20 protein-coding genes are annotated in these 22,752 nt (G+C 58.4%); 6 read left to right on the top strand and 14 right to left on the bottom strand.

Going from position 1 to position 22,752, the window contains the following annotated elements; genetic code table 11:
* Window positions 1-7 precede the first annotated feature (7 nt).
* From HWQ56_RS21345 to HWQ56_RS21300, 10 genes are all read right to left on the bottom strand, one after another.
* On the bottom strand, window positions 8-409 hold the full coding sequence (locus HWQ56_RS21345) for a GtrA family protein (protein ID WP_245217795.1): 402 nt from the start codon (window positions 407-409) through the stop codon (window positions 8-10).
* Window positions 409-1,359 (bottom strand): WxcM-like domain-containing protein, encoded by a 951-nt coding sequence (locus HWQ56_RS29295; RefSeq protein ID WP_176571726.1) that lies wholly within the window; start codon window positions 1,357-1,359, stop codon window positions 409-411. The genes HWQ56_RS21345 and HWQ56_RS29295 overlap by 1 nt, the downstream gene beginning before the upstream one ends.
* The gene (locus tag HWQ56_RS21335) at window positions 1,356-2,297 is read right to left on the bottom strand and encodes a glycosyltransferase family 2 protein (protein WP_176572459.1); all 942 of its coding nucleotides are present in this window, start codon (window positions 2,295-2,297) and stop codon (window positions 1,356-1,358) included. Before HWQ56_RS21335 ends, HWQ56_RS29295 begins: the two co-directional genes overlap by 4 nt.
* A gap of 4 nt (window positions 2,298-2,301) precedes the next feature.
* Entirely contained in the window at window positions 2,302-3,387 is a 1,086-nt protein-coding gene (locus HWQ56_RS21330) for a DegT/DnrJ/EryC1/StrS family aminotransferase (protein ID WP_176571725.1), read from the bottom strand.
* 9 nt (window positions 3,388-3,396) lie between these two features.
* Window positions 3,397-3,984, bottom strand: a complete 588-nt coding sequence (locus tag HWQ56_RS21325) for a hypothetical protein (RefSeq protein ID WP_176571724.1) — start codon at window positions 3,982-3,984, stop codon at window positions 3,397-3,399.
* Window positions 3,981-5,249, bottom strand: coding sequence for a hypothetical protein (locus HWQ56_RS21320; RefSeq protein WP_176571723.1), 1,269 nt, complete (start codon window positions 5,247-5,249; stop codon window positions 3,981-3,983). Before HWQ56_RS21320 ends, HWQ56_RS21325 begins: the two co-directional genes overlap by 4 nt.
* A gap of 163 nt (window positions 5,250-5,412) precedes the next feature.
* On the bottom strand, window positions 5,413-10,083 hold the full coding sequence (locus tag HWQ56_RS21315) for a glycosyltransferase (protein WP_176571722.1): 4,671 nt from the start codon (window positions 10,081-10,083) through the stop codon (window positions 5,413-5,415).
* Complete coding sequence (locus tag HWQ56_RS21310; RefSeq protein WP_176571721.1) at window positions 10,076-11,437, bottom strand: ABC transporter ATP-binding protein; 1,362 nt, start codon at window positions 11,435-11,437, stop codon at window positions 10,076-10,078. The genes HWQ56_RS21315 and HWQ56_RS21310 overlap by 8 nt, the downstream gene beginning before the upstream one ends.
* Window positions 11,427-12,254: an ABC transporter permease gene (locus HWQ56_RS21305; RefSeq protein ID WP_158152671.1), complete on the bottom strand. Its 828-nt coding sequence runs from the start codon at window positions 12,252-12,254 to the stop codon at window positions 11,427-11,429. The genes HWQ56_RS21310 and HWQ56_RS21305 overlap by 11 nt, the downstream gene beginning before the upstream one ends.
* 568 nt (window positions 12,255-12,822) lie before the next feature.
* Window positions 12,823-13,755: a glycosyltransferase family 2 protein gene (locus tag HWQ56_RS21300; protein ID WP_176571720.1), complete on the bottom strand. Its 933-nt coding sequence runs from the start codon at window positions 13,753-13,755 to the stop codon at window positions 12,823-12,825.
* 556 nt (window positions 13,756-14,311) lie between these two features.
* Between HWQ56_RS21300 and HWQ56_RS21295 the strand changes: the two genes are divergently transcribed.
* The 4 genes from HWQ56_RS21295 (at window position 14,312) to HWQ56_RS21280 (ending at window position 17,551) form a co-directional block, all read left to right on the top strand.
* Window positions 14,312-16,306: a polysaccharide biosynthesis protein gene (locus tag HWQ56_RS21295; RefSeq protein ID WP_158152696.1), complete on the top strand. Its 1,995-nt coding sequence runs from the start codon at window positions 14,312-14,314 to the stop codon at window positions 16,304-16,306.
* Between the two features lie 180 nt (window positions 16,307-16,486).
* Window positions 16,487-16,744, top strand: coding sequence for a hypothetical protein (locus HWQ56_RS21290; protein WP_158152673.1), 258 nt, complete (start codon window positions 16,487-16,489; stop codon window positions 16,742-16,744).
* A gap of 92 nt (window positions 16,745-16,836) precedes the next feature.
* A complete protein-coding gene (locus HWQ56_RS21285) occupies window positions 16,837-17,079 on the top strand; it encodes a hypothetical protein (protein ID WP_158152674.1) in 243 nt (80 codons plus the stop codon).
* A gap of 154 nt (window positions 17,080-17,233) precedes the next feature.
* On the top strand, window positions 17,234-17,551 hold the full coding sequence (locus HWQ56_RS21280) for a ComEA family DNA-binding protein (protein WP_176571719.1): 318 nt from the start codon (window positions 17,234-17,236) through the stop codon (window positions 17,549-17,551).
* Between the two features lie 100 nt (window positions 17,552-17,651).
* Here the strand turns inward: HWQ56_RS21280 and HWQ56_RS21275 are convergent, their stop codons facing one another.
* Entirely contained in the window at window positions 17,652-17,975 is a 324-nt protein-coding gene (locus HWQ56_RS21275) for a YceK/YidQ family lipoprotein (RefSeq protein WP_176571718.1), read from the bottom strand.
* A gap of 229 nt (window positions 17,976-18,204) precedes the next feature.
* Between HWQ56_RS21275 and fabF the strand changes: the two genes are divergently transcribed.
* Window positions 18,205-19,476, top strand: coding sequence for a beta-ketoacyl-ACP synthase II (gene fabF / locus HWQ56_RS21270; protein ID WP_176571717.1), 1,272 nt, complete (start codon window positions 18,205-18,207; stop codon window positions 19,474-19,476).
* A gap of 6 nt (window positions 19,477-19,482) precedes the next feature.
* Here the strand turns inward: fabF and HWQ56_RS21265 are convergent, their stop codons facing one another.
* The 3 genes from HWQ56_RS21265 to eat form a co-directional block, all read right to left on the bottom strand.
* On the bottom strand, window positions 19,483-20,049 hold the full coding sequence (locus HWQ56_RS21265) for a TetR/AcrR family transcriptional regulator (RefSeq protein WP_176571716.1): 567 nt from the start codon (window positions 20,047-20,049) through the stop codon (window positions 19,483-19,485).
* A 121-nt stretch (window positions 20,050-20,170) separates the two neighbouring features.
* Window positions 20,171-20,338 (bottom strand): DUF2897 family protein, encoded by a 168-nt coding sequence (locus HWQ56_RS21260; protein WP_158152679.1) that lies wholly within the window; start codon window positions 20,336-20,338, stop codon window positions 20,171-20,173.
* A gap of 110 nt (window positions 20,339-20,448) precedes the next feature.
* Entirely contained in the window at window positions 20,449-21,813 is a 1,365-nt protein-coding gene (gene eat, locus HWQ56_RS21255; protein WP_176571715.1) for an ethanolamine permease, read from the bottom strand.
* Window positions 21,814-22,028: 215 nt separating this feature from the next.
* Here eat and pyrF point away from each other — a divergent pair, with 215 nt between their 5' ends.
* Window positions 22,029-22,730 carry an orotidine-5'-phosphate decarboxylase gene (gene pyrF / locus HWQ56_RS21250; RefSeq protein ID WP_158152681.1) on the top strand — a complete coding sequence of 234 codons (702 nt, stop codon included), beginning with the start codon at window positions 22,029-22,031 and terminating at the stop codon, window positions 22,728-22,730.
* Window positions 22,731-22,752: the final 22 nt, after the last annotated feature.

The following is a 22,752-nucleotide window of genomic DNA, read 5'->3' as shown; positions in this document are numbered from 1 at the left end:
AGCGCACTCAGTCGCTGGGCTTTTGAGCGCCGAAGATGAGCTTGGAGAGACCATAAGTCAGGGGTATGGTCAGCACGATCGCGGCCAGGGGCCCTAGCCTGGCGTCCAGATGCAACTGGTCTATCCATACCCAGAGGATGCCCAGGCTTGCCAGGTATTGGGCCACATAGACCAACGGGAAGAGCAGGATAGAGCGCAAACCCTGGTGGGTTTTGAAAACAAAGAAGCGATTAAGCAAGAATGCAATCAGAATACCCGTCCCATAGGCCACGCTATAGCTGACCTGATAAGACGTCAGGTTCAAAAGCAACAGGTAGATAGCGTAGGTGAGGGCGGTGTTGAAACCGCCCGACATCAGGAAACGAATGAAGCTGAAATGCGTCAGCTTGTCGAAGACGGCGCGAAGCATCAGCGGCTGCTGTTCTTCAGTTTGATGAACTCGTCGTAATTGCGGATATAGTCCGACGAATCATAATAGTGCGAGGCAAATACGAGTAATACCGCGTCGCTCGAGTAACGGTATTGTATGCCCCACGTCATTGGCGGCAGATGGATGCCTGTGTTCGGCTTATCGAGAATAAACTCTTCGCGGTTCACGCCGTCATCCGCCACGACGTGCACAGTGCCTTTCACCGCGATGAGGAATTGGTGGCATTTGCGATGCGCATGCTCGCCTCGCGTCTCCGCGGTGGGGACGTCGTATACCAGGAAGTAGCGCTCGGCGTTGAAGGGAATGGCTCGGTCGAACTCACCTACCGACAGGCTACCGCGGATATCGGTTACCTCCGTCAGTGAGTGCAGGGTGACCTGATCCACGGACGTTTGGATCACCGGCTGGGCTTGACCTGAAACGGCTTCCTGCTGGGCGCTGCCAGGTTTGGCGTTGACATAGCCAATGATCTTGGCAGGGTTGCCCACGACGATGGCGTTTGGCGGAACCGAGCGGGTGACGACGGCGCCGGCGCCGACCATTGCATTGGTATCGATGACAATGCCAGGCAGAATGGTGCAGTTGGCGCCAAGGGATGCGCCCTTGCGAATGACCGTCTTGGCGAAGGTCTCAGGGTACACTTTGCTGCGCGGAAAGCGGTCGTTGGTGAACGTCACGTTAGGGCCGATGAATACATCGTCCTCAATCTCGATACCGTCCCACACCTGCACGCCGCATTTGATGGTCACTCGGTCACCGATGACCACATCGTTCTCGATGAAGACCTGGTCACACACATTGCAGTCGGCGCCGAGCTTCGCTTCTGGAAGGATGTGGGCAAATGCCCAGACTCGGGTACCTTTACCGATGTTCTGGCTTTCACATAGCGCATGCGAATGGACAAAAAAATCACGAGCCGCTTCAGTCATTGCTTTGCTCCGAAGCTATCCACACGCATTGGGATAGCCAAAGGTCGGTTCTTGGTGTTTTCGTAGGTGCGCCAGGCGTACGACCCGACGATGCCCAGGCCAAGCAGGTTGGCGCACCCCAAAAAAGTGATCGCCAGCATGATCATTGCGTAGCCGGGGACCTGGATCATACCGTGCAGCCGTGCGGCCGCAATAAACAGGCCCAGCAGCGCCGCAAGTGCCGCACCGCCACCGCCCACGCGTATGAGCAGGCGAATGGGCAGGTCGGTGAAAGAGAACACGCTGTCCATCAGGTAGTTGACCTTCTTGCGGAAAGTCCAGGCTGATTTCCCGTGCTCACGTTCATTGCGTGAGTAGGTGATGCATTTGCGGCGGTAGCCAAGCCAGAAGATTTGCGCAATCAGGGAGCTATGGCGTTCGTCGAGCGTCAACAAGGTATCGCGGAAAGCGGCATTGCAGCCAAACATGTCGACGCCGCCTGGCGGAATCTCAGGTACGACATAACGGCGATACATACCCCAGAAAATCCGCGAAGCCGTGCGCGAGAGGAGCGGGTCCTTCCGACCCTCTCTGGCGCCCACCACGACATCAATCGGCTCGGTACGAAGAATGCGATCCATCTCCAGGACGAGTTCCGGTGGCTCCTGCAGATCAGCCGCCATCACCGCGAATCGAGTCCCGGTACCGTGCTGCAGTCCGGTACGTATCGCCATGAAAGAGCCGAAGTTACGCGACAGCAATATCAGTTTCGAAACAAATTGCTGTGACGGCAGGGCCTTGCTCAACAGCTCGTAACACCGATCGGGGCTACCATCAACCACGAACACCACTTCCAGCTCGCCATCGAGCTTCTGGTTCAATCCTGTGATAGCCGCCAGTAGGTCAGGGATCGACCCTTCGTTTTTGTAAACCGGTATGACCAGGGTGAGCAAGCCTATCTCCTTATGAAAAAAACCGTGTTACGGCATCGATGACGCGCCCGACTTCCTCGTCGGTAAGGCCAGGGAAACAAGGGAATGATATTACCTGATCGCATGCGCTTTCGGTAACCGGCAGGGTACAGGAAGACTGGTAGGCAGGTTGATGGTGGTCAGCGATAGGGTAATGGATGTCGGTAGTGACACCTTGCTCCTTCAAGAAGGCCGCGAGGCCGGTGCGGTCATCACTACGCACTACATACAGATGTGCGACGTAGTCCTCACCGACCGAAGCCGGCAACTGCAACGGCAGGCTCTTGAACGCACTGTTGTAGCGTGCTGCGATAGCGCGGCGTTGCGCGTTCCATTGGTCCAGGTGTGGAAGTTTGACCCGCAAGATGGCGGCCTGCATCTCGTCCAGCCGGCTATTGCGGCCACCTGGCACTGCAACGGTGTACTTGCTCGACCAGCCGTATTGGCGAAGTTGGCGAACCTTGCCAGCCAGGGTGTCATCGTTGGTAACAATCGCACCACCGTCGCCCAGCGCGCCGAGGTTTTTCGTGGGGTAAAAACTGAAACACGCAATCGTCCCGAAGCTACCCGCCTGCTTGCCGTTGCGACGAGCGCCGTGGGCCTGGGCGCAATCTTCCAGCACAGGAACACCGGCAGCGTCAGCTATTGCGATGATCTCTTCGATATTGGCGAGTTGACCGTACAAATGCGTGACGATGATCGCCGCCGGCTTCTGGGCCAAGGCTTCGCGGAGCTTTTGTGGGCACAAGGTCAACAGAGCGGCGTCGATGTCTACATAGAGTGGGGTAGCGCCCACGGCATGAATCGCTGTACTGCTATAGAACCCTGCATTGGCAACCGCTATCACTTTTGAATCACTACTCACGCCAAGGGCTTTCAAGGCGAGTTCGAGGGCCTCGGAACCGTTGGCTACGCTGATGCAGTTTGATACGCCCACGTAATTGGCAAACTCCCCCTCGAAGCTCGCCACCTCTTCGCCCATGATGTACCAATGGCGATTCAATACCGTGTTAATAGGCGTTTGAAAATCCAGGCCGGCGTTAACGGCTTTTGCAGAAAAAAGAGGTATATTCGACATGTCGGATCCTTAATGATTCAGATTGCTGCAAATAGGGGGGGCTGAGTAAGCGGTCAGTGTTTCGGAAATTACATAATAACGGATATCGCACTGCTCGACCGGCGACTCGCTTTTGAACTGGAGACTGAAGCCAGATGTTTGCGCCTGTGGGGTGCCTAATGCAACAGCAACATCGGGGCGTGCGCCGTTTAGGGGGGAAACGGCAAGCGTTTTCCCTTTGTAAATGAGTACTATCTGCGCATTATCAGCGCCTTTGGCATAGGCCCAACCGGTGGCAGTGTAAGTATTTCCATTATTTTCATAATGGTCGATCGAGAGCTTGACGGGCTCGGTCGAAGTTGAAGGTGTGATGCTCAGGGTATCACCCGAAATACGTAAGTGGGTTGCGAGCAGTGCGGAGGAAATCCCGGCGTTTTCGCGTTGCCAAGCACTCACGTTATGATTTGATAGTGTGTCCAGAAGCTTGACAGCAGGCGTCAGGCCAATATTCTGGGCTTCCATGAAATTACGGTGGAGTGCACTGATGTTGGCTGTGCATAACCAGATAAAAGCAGCGGCCAACAGGATGTTCTTCAATTTTCCAGTGTTGAGGCTCATTGAGTTTTACCCGCCTGGTAGTGAGTGAGCGGGTGAGTGGAAACCAGCATTGCAATCAAGTAGCCAAGGAAGGGGATTGTCACGAAAAGGTATCGCCCCTGAGGTTGCGGCATCGCCAGCTGAGAGCCGATGATGCTAAATAGAACGATCGCTGGAAATAAACCCAGGATCATGATGCTGGGGATGGCGAAGTTCAGGTTGAAGTCCTTGAGCGCAAAGTTGGCAGGCTTCCTGATGAGCAGGAATAGTGTTGCCAGGACGAGCCCTGTCATCGCCGCCAGTGCGATGATGTAGTGGGTTTGAGACAGTGCGATGCTCATCCACCCCGTCAATGAGAAGTAGCTTTTGGCTGACGTAGTAAGCCATGGGATCAAGGTGTGGAGATCTACCAAGCCGTTCTTGCACATCAAGTAGCAGGTGCCACCGGCTGCGGCTGCGCTTTCGCGATGCATGTTGACGAACTCAGCCTGGCCGGAAACACCACTGACTTCACCAAAAAGATGGTAGGTATACGCGAGCATGGGTAGGCATGTGACAAAGGCGGTCAATAGAATGAGTGCCAGCAGGCGTGTTCTGGAAGGCTTCACACAGACTGTTTGTAATGTAAGCGTCACCGCGAAGAAAACCAGGCTTGGCAGGAAGTATATTTTTGCCAAGCACGTCAAACCAATGAAGAATCCAGCGGCGAGCGCGGTCTTCAATGTCGGTGTTGCTTTGTATTCCAGTAGTGCCGCCAAAGCCAGTGCTATGACGGTAATGCCATACGCATCGCTATTGAAGTAGGCAAAAATGAAGGTAACCTGTGGGATAAGGCAAATGATCCCGGCTATGAGCGCGGCGCGTTTCGTGCCCAGGTTCTGGGATGTCCCAATTCGATAGATCGCCGAGAAGAACAACCCTGCCAATAGCCAATTGAAGGCCCTGGCGCCTAAATAAAGCAGGTTCTGCGGGAGGATGAAACTGCCGACATAGGTGGTCACGAGGCCGCCAAGCACATGCGGAAACGGCAGTCCGTGATACCAGAAATCGCCGGGGGCCCAGGTATGGAGGCTCACCGTCCCATGAAAGGGCTGATCGATAACGGTATGAAGCGGGAAGTGGTGGTTTGTGTACAGGTAATCCAGAAGGAAGAAGTGGGTCGATTCATCAGGGGCGCCGTGGAAGGCGATGGTGAGTGACCAGAGGACGACCAGAGCGACGAAAGCAGAAGCTAGCGTCAGTCTGACAGGGCGGTCTTTAATCAAAGGGTAATGGTCTTTGCGCATGGCTCTTGTCTGTCGGCTGGTAATCTCGCCTGTCGTAGGCGACGGGTGATGTTAGCGCGAAACGGTTGCGTCCCTGCTGCCTGATCATTCAAGCAGGTCGCTTCAATGGAACGGGTCGGGACAAAGGTATCCCGACCCGTGCAGTGGCCACTGCTCTGGTCAGCTACGGCGTCACCCGCGGCGGCCAAGCCAAGCCAAAATCCTCATGCTCAAGGGTCAGGTTCGGGTTGTAGGTATAGTCCTGCTCAATCTTCGGCCAACGCCCCTTCATATATAACACTTCGTTCGTGAAGCGTTCTTTCTTGGCTGGCGTGTCTTCAAGGCCGCGTGTCGCCGACTCATGATGATAAAGCTCTGCGTACGGGGTCCAGACGTTGACATAGCCGGCTTCCTGAACGCGCAGGCAAAAATCGACATCGTTGAATGCCACGGAGAGGTTGACTTCGTCCAAGCCATGAACTTCGTTGAAAATCGACTTTTTGATGATCAGGCAAGCCGCAGTTACCGCCGAGAACTCCTGAATCAGTTCGGCGCGGCCAAAGTAGCCATGGTGACCTTTAGGCAGATATTTGTGGGAGTGGCCTGCAACGCCACCCACGCCCACGACAACGCCACCATGCTGCAGGCGATCATCGGGGTACCACAGCCTGGCACCTACTGCGCCGACCCCCGGCTGCATAGCGATTGCCACCATTTCATCCAGCCACTCTGGCGTGATGACTTCGATGTCATTATTGATCAGGCCGACAAGCTCCCCATTGGCGATCTCGACCGCGCGGTTGTTGATGGCCGAGTAATTGAACGGCCCGTCATCGCGGACGACTCTCACATTGGGCACGTTTTTCAACGATTCGAAGTATTCGATTGAAGCGGGCTCGTCCGAACCGTTGTCTACCAAAATGATTTCGTAGGCGGGGTAAGTCGAGAGGCCAATGATGCTATCAATGCATTGCTTCACCAATGCGTGGGCGTTCTTGGTCGGTATCACCAGGCTGACCAGCGGCGCGGGCGATGGAACCTCGTAATGCACACGATACATGCCTGTCGGCAATAACTCCGTATGGCCTGCGCAGCCGATACGTTGCAGATGCTCGTCCAGAGCGCGTACGCCGGCCAGTGCGGCGTAGGGTTTTTCATTGCCGGCCAGCGCCGTGCTACCCGAGTGCATGCGCCAGTGATAGAGGACGCGAGGAATATGAATAATGGCTGACGGGTCAATCGCATCACTGCATCGCAGCGCCAGGTCGTAATCCTGAGAGCCTTCGAAACCTACACGGAAACCTCCCAGCTGATTGACCAAGTCGCGACGATAGGCGCCCAAATGACAAATCATGTTCTGCGAGCGGAACAGGAACTTGTTCCAGGAGGATTTGAAGTAAGGCGCTGAACGGACGCCATTGTTATCAATTTTATCCTCATCCGAGTAGATGATGCCGGCCTGGGGATTTTCGTTGATCGTCTTGGCAATCCAATAGAGCGCGTGCTCCGCAATCAAGTCATCGTTGTCCATCAGCGCGACAAATGCGCCAGTCGCCAACGCCAGGGCCGAATTGCTTGCCTCCGAGATGTGGCCGTTCTTTTCCCTGAAACTGACTTTTATGCGAGCGTCTTTCTTGCTTACGCTCTTGAGGTATTCGGCAACCTCCGGGTTCGTCGACGCATCATCGGCAATGCAGAGCTCCCATTTGCTGTAGAGCTGGTTCTGCACACTGGCGACAGCCTCTTCCAGCAGGGCAATGGGCGGGTTGTACACGGGCATGATTATCGAGATGACCGGGGTTTTCGGCCACAGGCGAATCTGCTCCTTCAGCTTCCAGCGAGTGGTGTCATCAAGGGTGTCATAGTGCTCGACCCACGTGGTGTAGTCGTGGCGATCGCTGGTTTCCTTGCGCTCAAGGGACGTGAGGTCCAGCGAGGTATTGTTCCGAAACCAGTTCAAATGTGCGATCACACCCTGCACACCCTGAGCCCTCAGTACGCGAGCAGCTTTGCGCAGGGTGGCACCGACGCCGCCACCGCGGCGAACGATGGAGGGTAGCAGCTTGGCGCCATCGTTGATCATGCGGGCGCCGCGCACGGATACTCGCAATGGTCGGGTGATACGCCAGCTCGTGGACCGGGCCAGCGCAAGGATATGCAGGTTCAGATTATGGATATGCGTATCCTTTTCGATCTGCATTTGCTGCAACTGTTGATGAAGTGCGGCAACTTCGGCTTGCAACTGCCGGACCTGCTCGTTACACGCAGGCGCGCTGATTTGCAGCAAGGTGTTTTCCGCGAGGTCTTCAGAAGCGCCTGGCACGGCAATGTCTATCAAGCTCATCACGCTCTGCTGGCCCAGTTGCACACCGTCGGGCAATTCGGCGTTGTTGCCATGAATGACAAGCGCTTGTCGGAAGTGCTCGTCAAGTTGCTGTTTTGCGGCGAGCAGGTCTGTAATGCGCTTGCTCATCTGCCTGGAGTATTCACCCATGAGGTTCTGCACGATGGAATCGGCAACCGTCGACCGAGACGGATGCGCATCTGCACCCCCACCCTTGGTGTTAAGGTTCGATTCAAAGAGTTCACCGTGCTGTTGTCGCAGATCCAGCTCGGCTGTCAGCTCCCTGATGCGGCCCTCTCGGTCAGTCAGCAGGTTGTTGAGTTTCTTGTTGATGCCCAACAGTAACTGAAGCGGGGCGTGCAGGTCTTTCTGAGGGCTATTCACTTCCTCATGGCTGCCCTGTTTCAGCTCTTGTGCGACGTGCTCGTCGGTATGAATGACGAGCTCCAGCTCAAGGGTCAGATGCGTGAAGGCACTCAGGGTGGAGAGGTCGATTGGCAATTCGAAGTGGGGGTCGCTGTCCATGCTGAGAAAGAAGCCCGAATAATCCGGTCGAGCCACCTGCATCAAGCCAGCGACGCCTTTCAGTTCGTCCAGGCGGCCACTCCAGGCCCACAGCGTCTCGCCGTGACTGATGACGCGCATGTAATTGATCGAGAAGGAAATCCGTGTGTCGACCGGATCAAAGCGGATGGTGCGCAACGGCTGCTCGAAATTCGAAAGGTCGAAGCTGAGCGTTTGTTTGCCTGGGAACACTTCGGCCGTTGCCGTGGATGCTTCGGAGAAAGTGCCCTGCGCATCGCTGCAATACAGTTTGGTGTGCATCACCGCCCGGGTGACGGGTTTTTTCTGGTGAACGGGCTCGTCCGGTGCCCAGTCCAGGAATTCAGCAGCAGCGCGGCCAGTGACGGTTTCCTGGAACTCAGCCTCCAGTGCCACGTAGCTGTCCAACTGTCGGTGCGTGACCGAAAGCCCAGCCGCCTTGAGTACGCCAATGACGAACTGACGGCGGCTTGGCATCGCTGGGCTGGCGACGAATGGATTTGCCGACGCAATCAGCAACAACAATGCACGCATCAGAAGGTGACCAAGGGACACCCCCGAGGTGACCTCCCATTCGATGTCGATCAGCGAGGGAGTGTGTTCATCATTGATAACGATATTCTGTGGTACGGCGTCCAGGAAGATACCGGGCAGCACCGCGTCCACGGCGTTCAGTTCTACTGACTCGCCGCGTTGGGCAAGCAGGCCCTGGAGGGCGCGGATGTACTGGGTGACGAAGCCGCCGAAATCATCGATGGTCCAATTCTGGGTGGCGGCGATATCCAGGAAGTCTTCCGAGAGAACATGTCCTCGTACGTAGCGATCCTGTTCCGGCAGGATATAGTTGAAACCGCGCGATGCTACCGCAGCTTCCTGTGAGTCGAGGCGTCGGTATTTGACCACGATGCCGTCCGCCGTATCGACAAAGCGCGACTCCTTGCAATAGGACGTCTTCCGACCAGTGCTGTAGTGGTAGGCGAGGACATTTTCCGGAACGGTTGGCTGAAGGTCCTGAGACGCTGCGATCAGAAACGAGTTAGCCATGTCCATGCCCAGCCCGTTATCAATCACGACGGGCCACGCCTGCTCAAGGTTGAAAAAGGTTTCGCCAGGCAGTTGCGGGTCCTTCTTCACATTCTGCCAGGCCAACGCTGCGGCATCGAAGTCTCTGCTGCCGAGCCCCCTTTCGGTAGTGATCGAGTTGGGTAACTTGTAGTCGGGGCTTGGGGACAGAAATTCAGACTGCGCGAATCCTGCGCGCTTGATCAGCTCGGCAAGTTCCTTGCGGCCAAAGGTCTTTGGCTGACCCTTCAGGTACCGGCCTTCGATGCCGTACATGGGCACGCCCAAATGGTCTTCCGGCGCGCCAGCGAAGTATTTCAGCCCTAACTGGTTTTCGATGGCAATGAACAGATGGCCATTGGGCTTGAGGAGGCTGCGGATACGTTCGAGCATGCCAAGCGCTGGGTCTTCGGCATTACTGAACATGCTGGCGTATTCAAGGACGCCAATCAGCGTGATGACGTCAAAGCGATGATCTGTCTTGAAATCATCGAACCGTTCGGCCAACACGGTGACATTGTCCAGGTCGCGCGTGCGGCTGGCAGCCATCTGCGCGCGGCGGGGGCTTCCCTCCAGGCTTAGAACATTGCCCCCGCACTCCCCGAGATACCGGCTGATGGCGCCGCAACCTGCACCGATTTCCAGAATATCGCTATTCAGATACTGCTCGAATGGGCGCAGGATGTTTCCGCGAGCAGAACTCAGGTGATAAAGCGTTGCCCAGTCTGTGCAGTGTTCCCGCAATTCAGAAGAGAGCGCCGATAGGTCGCTGGCCTCGCGCAGAATCTTCCCAAGCTTGATTTCGGTGGTGTCCCCATCGCTGTAGGCGATGCCTGCATAGTCGTCCCGCTCCCATATGCCGGTGAGCGCGTTCAGGACGTATCCTTGCTGTTCCAGATCAAACATTCTCATTCACCTGATCAATTTCCATTGAGACAGCCAGATCAATCAGGCCGAGCAATTTAGGTGTTGGTGCTACTACGAAGTGCAGTGAGTCATAGCGCCGGTCGTGCGGCACGATCTCCTCTCCTTCGCGGGAAGCCAGTCCCAGCGAAATGAAAAAGTCGCCTGAACCCAGTCGCGCGGCAAACCGCAGGCATGCCTTGGCGTGGCTGCCGGCGGCACCTATGCTCTGCACGCCGTCACACTCCAGCATGAAAGAGTTGGTGCCGTAGACGGTCACCCCCTCCTTGGTCTTGAGGGTAAAGCCCAGGATGGGATTGACGATCATACGGTTGAAGCGCACAGCTACCTGGAGCACAACCTCTTCACCTGATTCCACGCTATTGGGAAACTCACGACCGTTGGCCGAAAGGTGGTAGTCGAGGATGGTTGCGCCCCCGTCACCCCAGCGATACTCATGGGGATTGTACCCAATCCTTGTCGAGAAAACGTCGGTATTGAAATCCAGCACAGGGTCTGCAGGGCTGAGCTCGCGGGCTTCCGTGCTAAGCGTGTCAGCGTCGGGAGGGCTGAGCGCCTCGGGACGTTTCTCCCGCCCGAACAGGATGTCCAGGTAACGGTTCACGACCGGTCGTGAGCTACCGATCATTTCCACTCGGCTACGATCCAGCAGGATGGCCCGGTTGCAATGGGTAACGACCTGCTCGCTGGCGTGGGTTACCAGCAGAATGCTGGTGCCGTTTTCCTTCAGTTGCCTCAAGCGCTCGAAGCATTTGGCTTGGAAGCGCGCATCACCGACGGAAAGTGCTTCGTCGACGATGAGGATCTCGGGGTCCACCTGGGCCTGGACGGCGAAGGCCAACCGCACCGCCATACCACTGGAATAGGCTTTGACGGGTTGATCGATGAACTCGCCAATGTCAGCGAAGCCGGCAATCGCATCGAAGCGGTCATCAATTTCGTCTTTGCTCAAACCAAGCACGGCGCCATTGAGGTACACGTTTTCACGGCCACTGAACTCGGGGTTGAAACCCGACCCCAGTTCCAGCAGTGCGGCAATTCTGCCCTGAGTCGCTATCTGGCCAGTGGTGGGCATCAACGTGCCGCAAATGATTTGAAGCAAGGTCGACTTGCCCGAACCGTTTCTGCCAACGATGCCGACGGTCTCACCTTTCTGTACATCGAATGAAACATTGCGCAGCGCCCAGAACTCTTTGCCGTAGCTGGTCACCTTGTCGCCGAGGAACCGTTGCAGCCTCGGCACAATGGATTGTTTCAAGCGGTCTGATGGTTTCTCATAGGTGTAGAAGCACTTCGAGACATCTTGGACGCTGATCGCGAAGTCATCAGAGGACATCGGCAAACCCCTTGCGAGTTTTTTGAAAGAGCCAGAAGCCCGCTGCGGCCATTACCACGCCTACCAACATGGCCACGACCAGATGATCCCACTGCGGAAGATTGCCCATCAGCAACACGCTGCGGCTTTCCTCGATGATGTAAGTGAGCGGGTTGAGTTGCATCCAGGGGCGGTAGACCTCTGGAAGGGAGGCGATGGGGTAGAGTACCGGAGACAAGAACATGAGGACGGTCGTCAATACCCCGATGATTTGCCCCACGTCACGCAGGTACACGCCCAACGACGCGAGCAGCCAGCTGATGCCCAGGGTCCCCAGAATCAACGGGATCAGTACGAGCGGGAAGAACACGGCGGTCCAGCAGAGTGTATGGGCGAGCGCCAGTTGTGCCAGCAACAGCACGATGAGGCTGATGCAGCCGTGGAAAATCGCCGAGCCGAGAGAGATGACCGGCAGTATTTCGATAGGGAACAGCACTTTCTTCACGTAGTTGGCGTTGGACATGATCAGGGACGGCGAGCGGTTGGCGCACTCTGCGAACACCCCGTGCACGATCATGCCGACGAAGAGCAGTATGGCGAAACCGCCTTTGCCAGGGTCCATGCCCGCCCAGCGAGAGTTGAAAATTTCCGAGAAGACGAAGGTATAAACGGCCAGCATCAAGACCGGGTTGAAGAATGACCAGGCCAGGCCCATGACTGAGCCGCGATACCGTCCAATGACCTCTCGCTTGGTCATTTGCCCAATCAGTTGCCTGTTGGTCCACAGGCTGCGCACCATGCTGATTGGGCTTGATGGGGGGGCGAGATGCGGATTCATTGCAGCCCCCGGGGCATGGCCGGGGTATGGCAGATGTCAGAAACGCTTGGCTGAAAGGAAGTGACCTCAGGGGTGGCGAGAGGGGTTGCATTCATCGACGCAGAGTCTCCACAGAAAATTCAAAGCAAGCGGGGCCGTTGCCGCAACGTGCGGCAATGTTCGGAATGGGGGAGGTCGTCAAGCAGAAAGAGCGCGCGCAAGGGCGCGGTGCCATGCGAACGTGCCTGCGCAGACGCAGGTCGGGAAGCTGAAGGGGCGCCGGCTGATGTGCTGCCCGGTCAAGAAAATCGTCGTGTGCCTCATCTTCAGTCCGTTTCCATTCGATCTGCGTACACGGGGGCTCGCCAAGGGGGGCGACAGGGAAAACATCGCTGCGGGTGGTTCGGCGAAAAAAGGTCTGCCCCGACACCCTCTTCCTTGACAAGCAAGGGAGCGGGAAAGGTGGTGTCGCCTTTACAGCGCTTTGAGGTTGTCGAACACACTCAGCCGTCAACGTTACCATAAATAAAATGGTGGCTGAATGGGGGGGAATTGAGGCCCCGCGCGCGCTTGATCGTTTCACGCAGGTTCAGATCTTGTTCAAGGTGGCTGCAATCAGCAAGGTGATATTCCCCTGTAGCGTTTGCCGATATACACCGGCTTTCTGCATCAGGCATATCCGTCGTGCCAGTGGGCTTCTTCGGGCTGTTTCGAATTGCTGCAAGATATGGGCACTTGCCGGGCTCAAAAAAGGCCTGATATTCCCCAGCGCGACAATATTTTGTTCGCTCCAATGACTGAACCGCCCTGTGAGCATCTTCCCCAGGCGCTCCAGACGCTGGCGGATGCTTGAATTCGCGCCTATCAGATTGCCGCTGTGCTGGCGGTAATCGATCGATGGGGTCGGATCAAAAATAGTGGTCCCGCCACAGCCACAGACAATCATGTAGGTCAGCCAGTCATGCGCGACGATCGGGGCACTCTCATCAACCAGGCACAGGAGGTTGCGTGCAGCATCGTTGATGAGCATGGTGTTGGCGCCGGCGATGCTCTGGACCAGTGCATTGCTGAAGCTTGGTGATCGATTGAAGAGCGGAGAATAGCCAATATGCCGACGTTGTTCGTCGATCAGCCGGGTCCGGGAGCAGTACAGGCCAGGTTCTGCGGCAGGCAGTGCTTCCAACGCGCGAATGCCGCGCTCCAATTTGTCCGGGAACCACAAGTCGTCTTGATCGCAGAACGCGTAATAATCGGCCGCGAGGCTCTTGTTGCCGACCAGGGACATGAAATTTTTTCCGAACCCGCCCCTGGGGCCGTTCATTATTACAAGCCGTTCGGCGCCAAGGCGCTGCTGATAGGCACGCAAGATAGCGAGCGTTGCATCGGTAGAGCCGTCGTCGGAGACGTAGAGGGTCCATCGCGGGTGCGTCTGCTGCACGATTGAACGCAACTGTTCGTCTAGAAACTGTTCACCATTGAAGGTGCAGAGCAGAACCGCGACCTCTGCGATATTGCTTGTCATTTGCCTGTCATGCCTTTTTTGTGTCCCGCCGCAGGGTCGGTCGGTAAATGCCGGGTAAAACGTGGTATCTCGCGGTGCGAGTATTAATCAATTGCATTTAGCGTCGGCACTCTTCAGCGCCGTGGCTGCGTTGATCATAACGAGATTTGCTCTTTACGTGAGCGATAAGATTTTTCACGGTTTGTGGAACTTGCCGAGTGAATGGCAGTCAGGCGCAAGTCGCCCGGGCAAATGGTAGCGCAGCAGACCAGCCTGTTGACGGCATAGGGTGTGGCATCTCGTCAACAAATGTTGCGGCACGTGGTGCCTGACGGCTTCCAACTCGCGTAATGCGCCTGATTGGCCCGGTTCTTGTTGTCCGAAAAAATGGCTTACGCTTTTGCGCTGGAGCGAGGGCGGCAGCCTGTGGACAGGCTCAACCGGCGATGGAAAAATGGCGACGATCAGGGTGGTCGCCGCAACAGCTTGGCGGGGATAGGAATTTCATGCCGCAGGGGCTACTGTGGACTACGATGCATGAGGCATATAACGGAATAGGCGGTTGGCTGACGGATCTATGGACAAATTAAGAGCTTACTTGCTTGCATTGCCAAGGCGCACCAAGCGACTACTCCAGGTGGGGACAGATGTCCTTCTGGTTTGGGCGGCTCTGTGGCTGGCGTTCATGGTCCGACTCGGCATAGAGGACATGTACAATCCGTGGCGCGTCCATTTCTGGCTGTTCCTGTGTGCGCCAGTGGTTGCCATCCCGTTGTTCATTCGCTTCGGCATGTACCGTGCCGTGATGCGCTATTTCGGCAATGATGCGTTGGTCGCCATCGTCAAAGCCGTCAGTTTGTCCTCTCTGATCCTGGCGGTAGTTGTCTATTGGTACAGCAATCATGAAGTCGTGGTCCCTCGCTCCATCATCTTCAATTATTGGTGGTTGAGCCTTGTCATCATCGGTGGCCTGCGCCTGGGGATGCGGCAATACTTTATGGGCGACTGGTTCACGTCGGTCAACTACGTCCCGTTTCGGACACGTGATGAAGGACTGACCAAGGTCGCGATTTACGGTGCCGGGGTAGCAGGCAACCAATTAGTCGCCGCCCTGCGCATGGGGCGGGTGATGCGCCCCGTGGCATTTATCGATGACGATAGCAGCATCGCTGACCGGGTCATCTCCGGGCTTCAGGTGTTCAAGCCCAAACATATCCAGCAAATGATCGATGTTACCGGCGCTCAGGAGTTGCTGCTGGCGCTGCCGTCGACCACTCGTGCTCGGCGCAGGGAGATTCTGGGCTTTCTCGAGGGCTTTCCCCTGCATGTGCGCAGTGTTCCCAACTTCACTGACCTCGCCAGCGGGCGGGTCAAGGTCGATGATATCCAGGAAGTGGATATCGCCGACCTGCTGGGACGCGATGCGGTGCCTGCCCAAGACGATTTGCTCGAGCATTGTGTCAAGGGCAAGGCTGTCATGGTTACCGGCGCGGGAGGGTCCATCGGCTCGGAGCTTTGTCGGCAAATCTTGTCGCTCCAGCCCCGCTTGCTCGTCCTGTTCGAACACAGCGAATTCAACCTTTACACCATCATCACTGAATTGGAGCAGCGTCAGAACCGCGAGGCATTCAATGTAAAGCTGCTTCCAATCCTGGGCTCGGTCCGTCATCCCGCCAAGTTGCTGGATGTGATGACAACCTGGGGTATCGATACCGTTTATCATGCAGCTGCTTATAAACATGTTCCCATGGTCGAGCACAACATCGCGGAGGGTGTGCTGAACAATGTCATCGGCACGCTGAACACTGCGCAAGCAGCCTTGCAGGTAGGGGTTGCCAACTTCGTGCTTATTTCCACTGATAAGGCTGTCAGGCCGACGAACATCATGGGGAGCACCAAGCGACTCGCCGAAATGACGTTGCAGGCGCTCAGCAGGGAACTGGCACCGGTATTGTACGGTGATCCTGCCAACGTAGCGCGCGTCAACAAAACCCGCTTCACCATGGTTCGCTTTGGCAATGTGCTTGGGTCGTCAGGCTCCGTCATTCCGTTGTTTTACAAGCAAATCAGGACAGGTGGCCCCCTGACGGTCACGCACCCCAAAATCACTCGCTACTTCATGACCATTCCAGAAGCCGCTCAACTGGTGATCCAGGCGGGATCCATGGGGCGGGGCGGTGACGTGTTCGTGCTCGACATGGGGGAGCCGGTCCGCATTGCCGAGCTTGCGGAAAAAATGGTCCACCTCTCAGGTCTCAGCGTACGCTCCGAACGTAACCCTCAAGGCGATATCTCCATCGAGTTTACCGGCCTGCGGCCTGGAGAAAAGCTGTACGAAGAGTTGCTGATAGGCGACAACGTAGAGGCCACCCGCCACCCAATGATCATGAGTGCTCGCGAGGACCACCTTCATTGGGATCTGCTGAAGGAGCGCTTCGCACAGCTGCTTGCCGCCCTCGACGCGGATGATTACGCGACTGTGCGCCAACTGCTGCGCGAAACGGTGAGTGGTTACGCACCGGATGGCGACATCGTGGACTGGATATACCAGCAGCAGCGCAGCGATCTCTGAACCTGCCTGATCAACCGCCGCGGTCTACCTGATCTCTACTCCCCGCACGCCTTCGGTAGCGCTGCCCTGGGCCGATTCGTGCCAATGCCAGGATGATAAATTTTTCACATCGACATCCTTTGTATCATTTTGCTCATACGGTGGGGTATAGTTTTTCCCACTGAAAGGAGGCTATTCGCCATGCCATTTGAAAGGGAAGCGGTGCTCGAGCAAGCACTGATCGCTATGTTGGGAGCGGCCAAGGATATGGGAGTCGAAACGGATGTCCTTGTCTCGAATGCCATGAATGGGCTTCTTGCCAACGCCTCCTACCGTTGGATCAAGGAATCTGCCCTGAACTCGGTGATAAATGAGATGGCACTGGCGCATTTTGCCCAGGCCGCCCGGCCTGATCAGGTAAGGGCGGAGCGTGAGCGTCTGTCGCGCATGGAATCCTAATAGCGACGCGACGCTTGACTCACGGCAGTACTGCTAGCACAACAGTTGCGCATTGTTATAGCCTGCCTCTCTGATAGAGGGAGAGGCTGCCAGTGTCGACTGATCGTGAGCTGATATTGCAACAGGCGTTGGACGCCGTCGCCGGAGCTGCCGTCGAAATGGGATTACCTTTCGATTTCGTCGTGGCCGCAGCCATGCAGGGATTAGTTGATGGTGCGCGTTATTTACGTGTGGACAGGGAGCACCTGTCCTCTGTCTTCCTGGCAATGACTCAGGCCCATGATTCCCACGCTTCGGTTCACCCAACCCTGAACGTCAAGGCGCGGAGCGCGTAGGCGGGTTGGTCCTGGAATATCCGGCTACGCCCCCTTCTCCCCGGAGACATATCCCATTACCAATGCACATTTGCCTGCTTCACAGGGTGAGCTAGGTTAAAGAGGCGGCTCAGGAAAGCCGCCCTTGAACCCATTGATGTCATGGAGCTTCCCAATGCGTATACCTTCTCTCGCGTCCCTGCTGTTCGTCATCCTCGCCAGCGTCTCCATCGCCGCCAACGCGGCCCCGCCTGCCGCCCCTCAGCCCAGCACGTCTGCGATGGTGGTGCAGGGCGACAAGGTCAGCCTCAACAAGGCAGATGCCGAAACCCTGCAACGCGAACTCGCCGGGATCGGTTTGGCAAAAGCCCAGGCGATCGTTGCTCACCGTGACGCCAATGGCCCCTTCAGCTCGGTCGACGAACTGCTGGAGGTCAAGGGGATCGGCAAGTCACTCCTGGACAAGAACCGCGAAAAACTCGCGCTGGAGTAACCCGCTAGGGCCTGTATGAAAGGTATTCCCGCGAAGGCCTGTTTTCAACGCAGCATGGCCGAGCTGGGATGCATTTCGTACAGAGCCGCCTGTGCAGCCATCAGTTGAGAACGATGCTGCCATCCTGGTGCTGCCGTACCAGCGTGTACGGCAGGGCCAGCGTATCGAGGGTGGCAGAGGCGCCCATTTCGACCAGATAGCCCAGGGTCCTCGAAGTGGACGCCTGGGTGGTATCCCCGGCGGGCAGGGGGGCGTGTAGCGAGCAGAAGTCGTACATCACGCCGCTATAAACCCTGGGCACCGCGCCGCAATACGTCTTCGCATCGTTAAGGTTCTTGATCGTGACCTGGTCGTCGCGCATGACGGTGGTCACCGTGCCACACCCGGTAAGGGTGGCTGCCAGCAGCAGAATGAATGCCTTCATGTGAATCGTCCTTGTGTTGGCTGGGCAATGTATCGGTGATCATACATCCACCGAGCGAACACGTTCCTCAGAATTTCCATCAGCCGAATGCCCCTTGTAGCCCTTGCCGGATAATTAAATGTTGATCGTCATATCAAGCGGATAGTATTGTGGTCGTAATCTAAAGGGGCGGGGGGGCGTACCCCCGTCTCTTCGTTGACCGTCACAGGTGTCAGGCAAGGAAATCAAGATGCACAACCGCAGAATCGTCATCACCGGCATGGGCCTGGTCTCTCCACTGGGCTGTGGCGTAGAAACCGTATGGCGCCGCCTGCTTCAAGGCCAGTCCGGGTTGGACCTGTTGCCCGAGGAGGTTGTCGCCGACCTGCCTGCGCGGGTTGGTGGCAGGGTACCGACCCTGGCTCAAGACCCGCAGGCCGGCTTCGACCCTGATACCGCCGCGCCGGCCAAGGAGCAGAAGAAAATGGACCGGTTCATCCTGTTCGCGCTGGCGGCTGCCCGGGAGGCTCTGGCCCAGGCAAGGTGGGCGCCAACCGAGCAAGGCGAGCGCGAGCGTACGGCCACGGTCATTGGTTCGGGTATCGGCGGGTTCGGTACCATCGTCGATGCCGTACGCACCACCGACGCCCGTGGGCCGCGCAAATTGTCGCCGTTCACCATTCCCGCTTTCCTGGTGAACCTGGCGGCTGGCCATGTCTCGATCCAGCATGGCTTCAAGGGCCCGCTGGGCGCGCCGGTCACGGCTTGCGCCGCTGGGGTGCAAGCCATTGGCGATGCCGCACGGCTGATTCGCGCCGGCGAAGCGGACATCGCGGTATGCGGCGGGGCCGAAGCAGCAATCGACCGCGTCAGCCTGGGTGGATTTGCGGCTGCCCGAGCGCTGTCCACCGCCTTCAACGACACCCCGCATAAAGCCTCGCGGCCATTCGATCGTGACCGTGATGGTTTCGTGATGGGTGAAGGCGCCGGGATGCTGGTGATCGAGGCGCTGGACCACGCCCTGGCCCGGGGCGCCACGCCTCTGGCGGAACTGGTGGGGTACGGCACCAGTGCCGACGCCTATCACCTGACGGCGGGGCCGGAGGACGGCAGCGGGGCGCGGCGCGCCATGGCCCAGGCGTTGGCCCAGGGCGGTGTCGTGCCTGCACAGGTGCAGCACCTCAATGCCCACGCCACCTCGACGCCGGTGGGTGACAAGGGCGAATTGGCGGCGATTCGTTCAGTGTTTGGCACGGGCAACGGGCCGGCCATCACCTCGACCAAATCGGCGACCGGGCACTTGCTGGGCGCCGCAGGCGGCATCGAGGCGATTTTCACCGTGTTGGCGCTGCGTGATCAGGTCGCGCCAGCGACATTGAATCTGGAACACCCGGATGAACTGGCCGAAGGCCTGGACCTGGTCAGCGGCCAGCCGCGCAAGGTGCTGATCGAGTATGCCCTGTCCAATGGCTTCGGCTTCGGCGGGGTGAACGCCAGCGCGCTGTTCAAGCGCTGGACGTGACGGGGCTCAGCAGGCTTCGTCGGCCTGCCGCTTGAGCGCCTCGCGGGCGGTGTCGAGGATGCGCAGCGACAGCTGTGGATCTTCGACGCTGCGCGACAGCATCAATGCCCCCACCAGTGTCGACAGCATGACCACGCTTCGTTCATCGGCGTCGTCGGCGTTCAGCGTGGCCGCGATTCGCGCCAGGCGGTCTTGTACCCCGCGGTCGGTGACGCTACTGGCCTGGCCCCGTTGTCCCAGTTCCGCTGCCATGGTCGGCAGCGGGCAGCCACGCTCGGGTGCGTCGCGGTGGGCGGGGCTCAGGTAGGTGTCGATGAAGCTGTGCAGGGGGTTGTGCTTGGCAAAGGCCTTTTCGCACACCTCGGTCAGCTCGTCGGTGGCCGCCTGCAGTGCGGTTTCCACCAGCTCATCCTTGGATTTGAAGTGCGCATAAAAGCCGCCGTGGGTAAGGCCCAACGCTTTCATCAGGGGCTGCAGGCCAGTGGCGGCGATGCCATCACGGCGAAATCGCGCTGCGGCTTCCTTGACGATACGGTCGTGGGTCTGAGCTTTATGGTCTGCAGAGTAACGCACGGGCGATACCCTCCGAATGGCTTATGGGATGGTGGGTATCATGTTAACAGAAAGGTCGACCGCCTACTGGGTAAGCTTCACCCTGATGCGACCCGGCGGCGATCGGCCTGGGCGCCGGTCATCAGCGGTTCTGTGCATCCCGAGCATCGGCCTCGGCATTGCGCTGCGCCACTTTGCGCCGCTGTTCATCGGTCAGCTCCACCTTGTTGGCGCTGTCACGCAACATCATCAGGCCGCCGACGATCGAGCCGATCGCGACCACCAGAATCAACCAGGCATACCACGGCATGGCCACTTCTCCTTGAGCGCCGAGCTCGCCGCCAGGCTGGCGGCGAAAGACGGGGCTTGTACTCCGTTGGAGCCCAAGCGCTCGGCAGTGGTTCCATTATAAGGCGTTCGCTACACGCCAGTGAGCATGGCATCGGCGGGCGCGCGGGCGCGGGCCGCCCCGGTCAACAGGAAATACAGGAAACCCACCACCATGAACGCCAGGAAGATCAGGCCGATCAGGGCGTTGAACCAAGCCATGGCGACCAGGCACACCACCGCCAGCACCAGGGCGATGCCCGGTACGATGGGGTAGCCAGGGGCGCGGAAGCTGCGCTCCAGGTTCGGTTCGCTGCGGCGCAGTTTGAACAGGCTGAGCATGCTCATGATGTACATGACGATGGCGCCGAACACGGCCATGGTGATCATCGCCGCGGTCAGGCTCATGCCGCCCAGGTTGATCAGGCCGTCGCTGTAGATGGCCGCGATGCCGACCACGCCGCCCGCAATGATGGCGCGGTGCGGGGTCTGGAACCGCGACAGCTTGGCCAGGCCGCGCGGCAGGTAGCCGGCGCGGGCGAGGGCGAAGCACTGGCGAGAATAGCCAAGGATGATGCCGTGGAAGCTGGCCACCAGGCCGAACAGGCCGATCCACACCAGCATGTGCAGCCAGCCCGAGCCTTCGCCCACCACGATTTTCATCGCCTGGGGCAGCGGGTCATTGATGTTCGCCAGGGCCCGCCAGTCGCCCACGCCGCCGGCGAAGAACATCACGCCCACGGCCAGCAGCACCAGGGTGAGGATGCCGCTGATGTAGGCTTTGGGAATGGTACGTTTCGGGTCCTTGGCTTCCTCGGCCGCCATGGCCGCGCCTTCGATGGCCAGGAAGAACCAGATGGCGAACGGGATGGCGGCGAACATGCCGCCCACCGCGCCAAGGCTGAAGGTGTTGTCGCCGGCCCAGCCGTTGGCCACGAAGTTGCTGACGCTGAAGCCCGGCGCCACTACGCCCATGAACACCAGCAGCTCGATCACGGCGAGGATGCACACCACCAGTTCAAAGGTAGCGGCCAGTTGCACGCCGAGGATGTTCAGCAGCATGAACACGATGTACGCGCCCAGCGCCGCGTGGCGCGGGTCCAGGGCGGGCCACTGGACGTTGAGGTAGGCGCCAATGGCGAGCGCGATGGCCGGTGGGGCGAAGACGAACTCGATCAGGGTGGCCAGGCCCGCGATCAGCCCGCCTTTTTCGCCGAAGGCGCGGCGGCTGTAGGCAAAGGGCCCGCCCGCGTGGGGAATGGCCGTGGTCAGCTCGGTGAAACTGAAGATAAAACAGGTGTAAAGGGTGGCCACCATCAACGAGGTCACCAGGAACCCCAGGGTGCCGGCCACGCCCCAGCCGTAACTCCAGCCAAAATACTCGCCGGAAATCACCAGCCCTACCGCGATGCCCCACAGGTGCAGCGTGCCCAAGGTGGGCTTGAGTTGCGTAGTCATGACGGCTCCCTCGTGTGGATTGGAACGTTCGTGCTGTTTTGCGTGCAGTGGCCGTGCCAGCCGGGCAAAAGGGGTCGCAATGGCGGGTTTGGTGTCGCAGGTAGAGATGGGTGGGCTAGGCTAAGGGCAGGCCGTGCCTGTTTGTGGGGCGCCAGCGCCCCTAAAATCCGCTACAATGCGCGCCGATTTCGACTTGCCCCCTTGAGAGCCCGCCCATGTCCGCTTGCCAGACTCCCATCATCGTCGCCCTGGATTTCCCCACCCGTGACGCCGCCCTGAAACTGGCCGACCAGCTGGACCCCAAGCTGTGCCGCGTGAAGGTCGGCAAGGAATTGTTCACCAGCAGCGCCTCGGGCATCGTCGAAACCCTGAATGACAAGGGCTTCGAGGTGTTCCTGGACCTGAAATTCCACGATATCCCCAACACCACCGCCATGGCGGTGAAGGCGGCGGCCGAAATGGGCGTATGGATGGTCAACGTGCATTGCTCGGGCGGCCTGCGCATGATGGCGGCGTGCCGCGAGGTGCTGGACCAGCGTACCGGCGCCAAGCCGCTGCTGATCGGCGTGACCGTGCTGACCAGCATGGAGCGTGAAGACCTGGCGGGCATCGGCCTGGACATCGAGCCCCAGGAGCAGGTGCTGCGCCTGGCGGCCCTGGCCGACAAGGCTGGCATGGATGGCCTGGTGTGCTCGGCCCTGGAGGCCCAGGCCCTGAAGGCTGCGCACCCGTCGCTGCAACTGGTGACCCCGGGCATTCGCCCGGCCGGCAGCGCCCAGGACGACCAGCGCCGCATCCTGACCCCGCGCCAGGCCCTGGATGCCGGTTCTGACTACCTGGTGATCGGGCGTCCCATCAGCCAGGCCAAAGACCCGGCGCAGGCGCTGGCCGATGTAGTGGCCCAGCTCAACGCCTGATCCGTCGGCCTCGCTGCGTTTC

Origin of the sequence: Pseudomonas eucalypticola (genome assembly GCF_013374995.1) — a bacterium.
In the GTDB taxonomy this organism is placed as follows: Bacteria; Pseudomonadota; Gammaproteobacteria; order Pseudomonadales; family Pseudomonadaceae; genus Aquipseudomonas; species Aquipseudomonas eucalypticola.
This window is presented reverse-complemented; position numbering and strand designations above follow the sequence as displayed.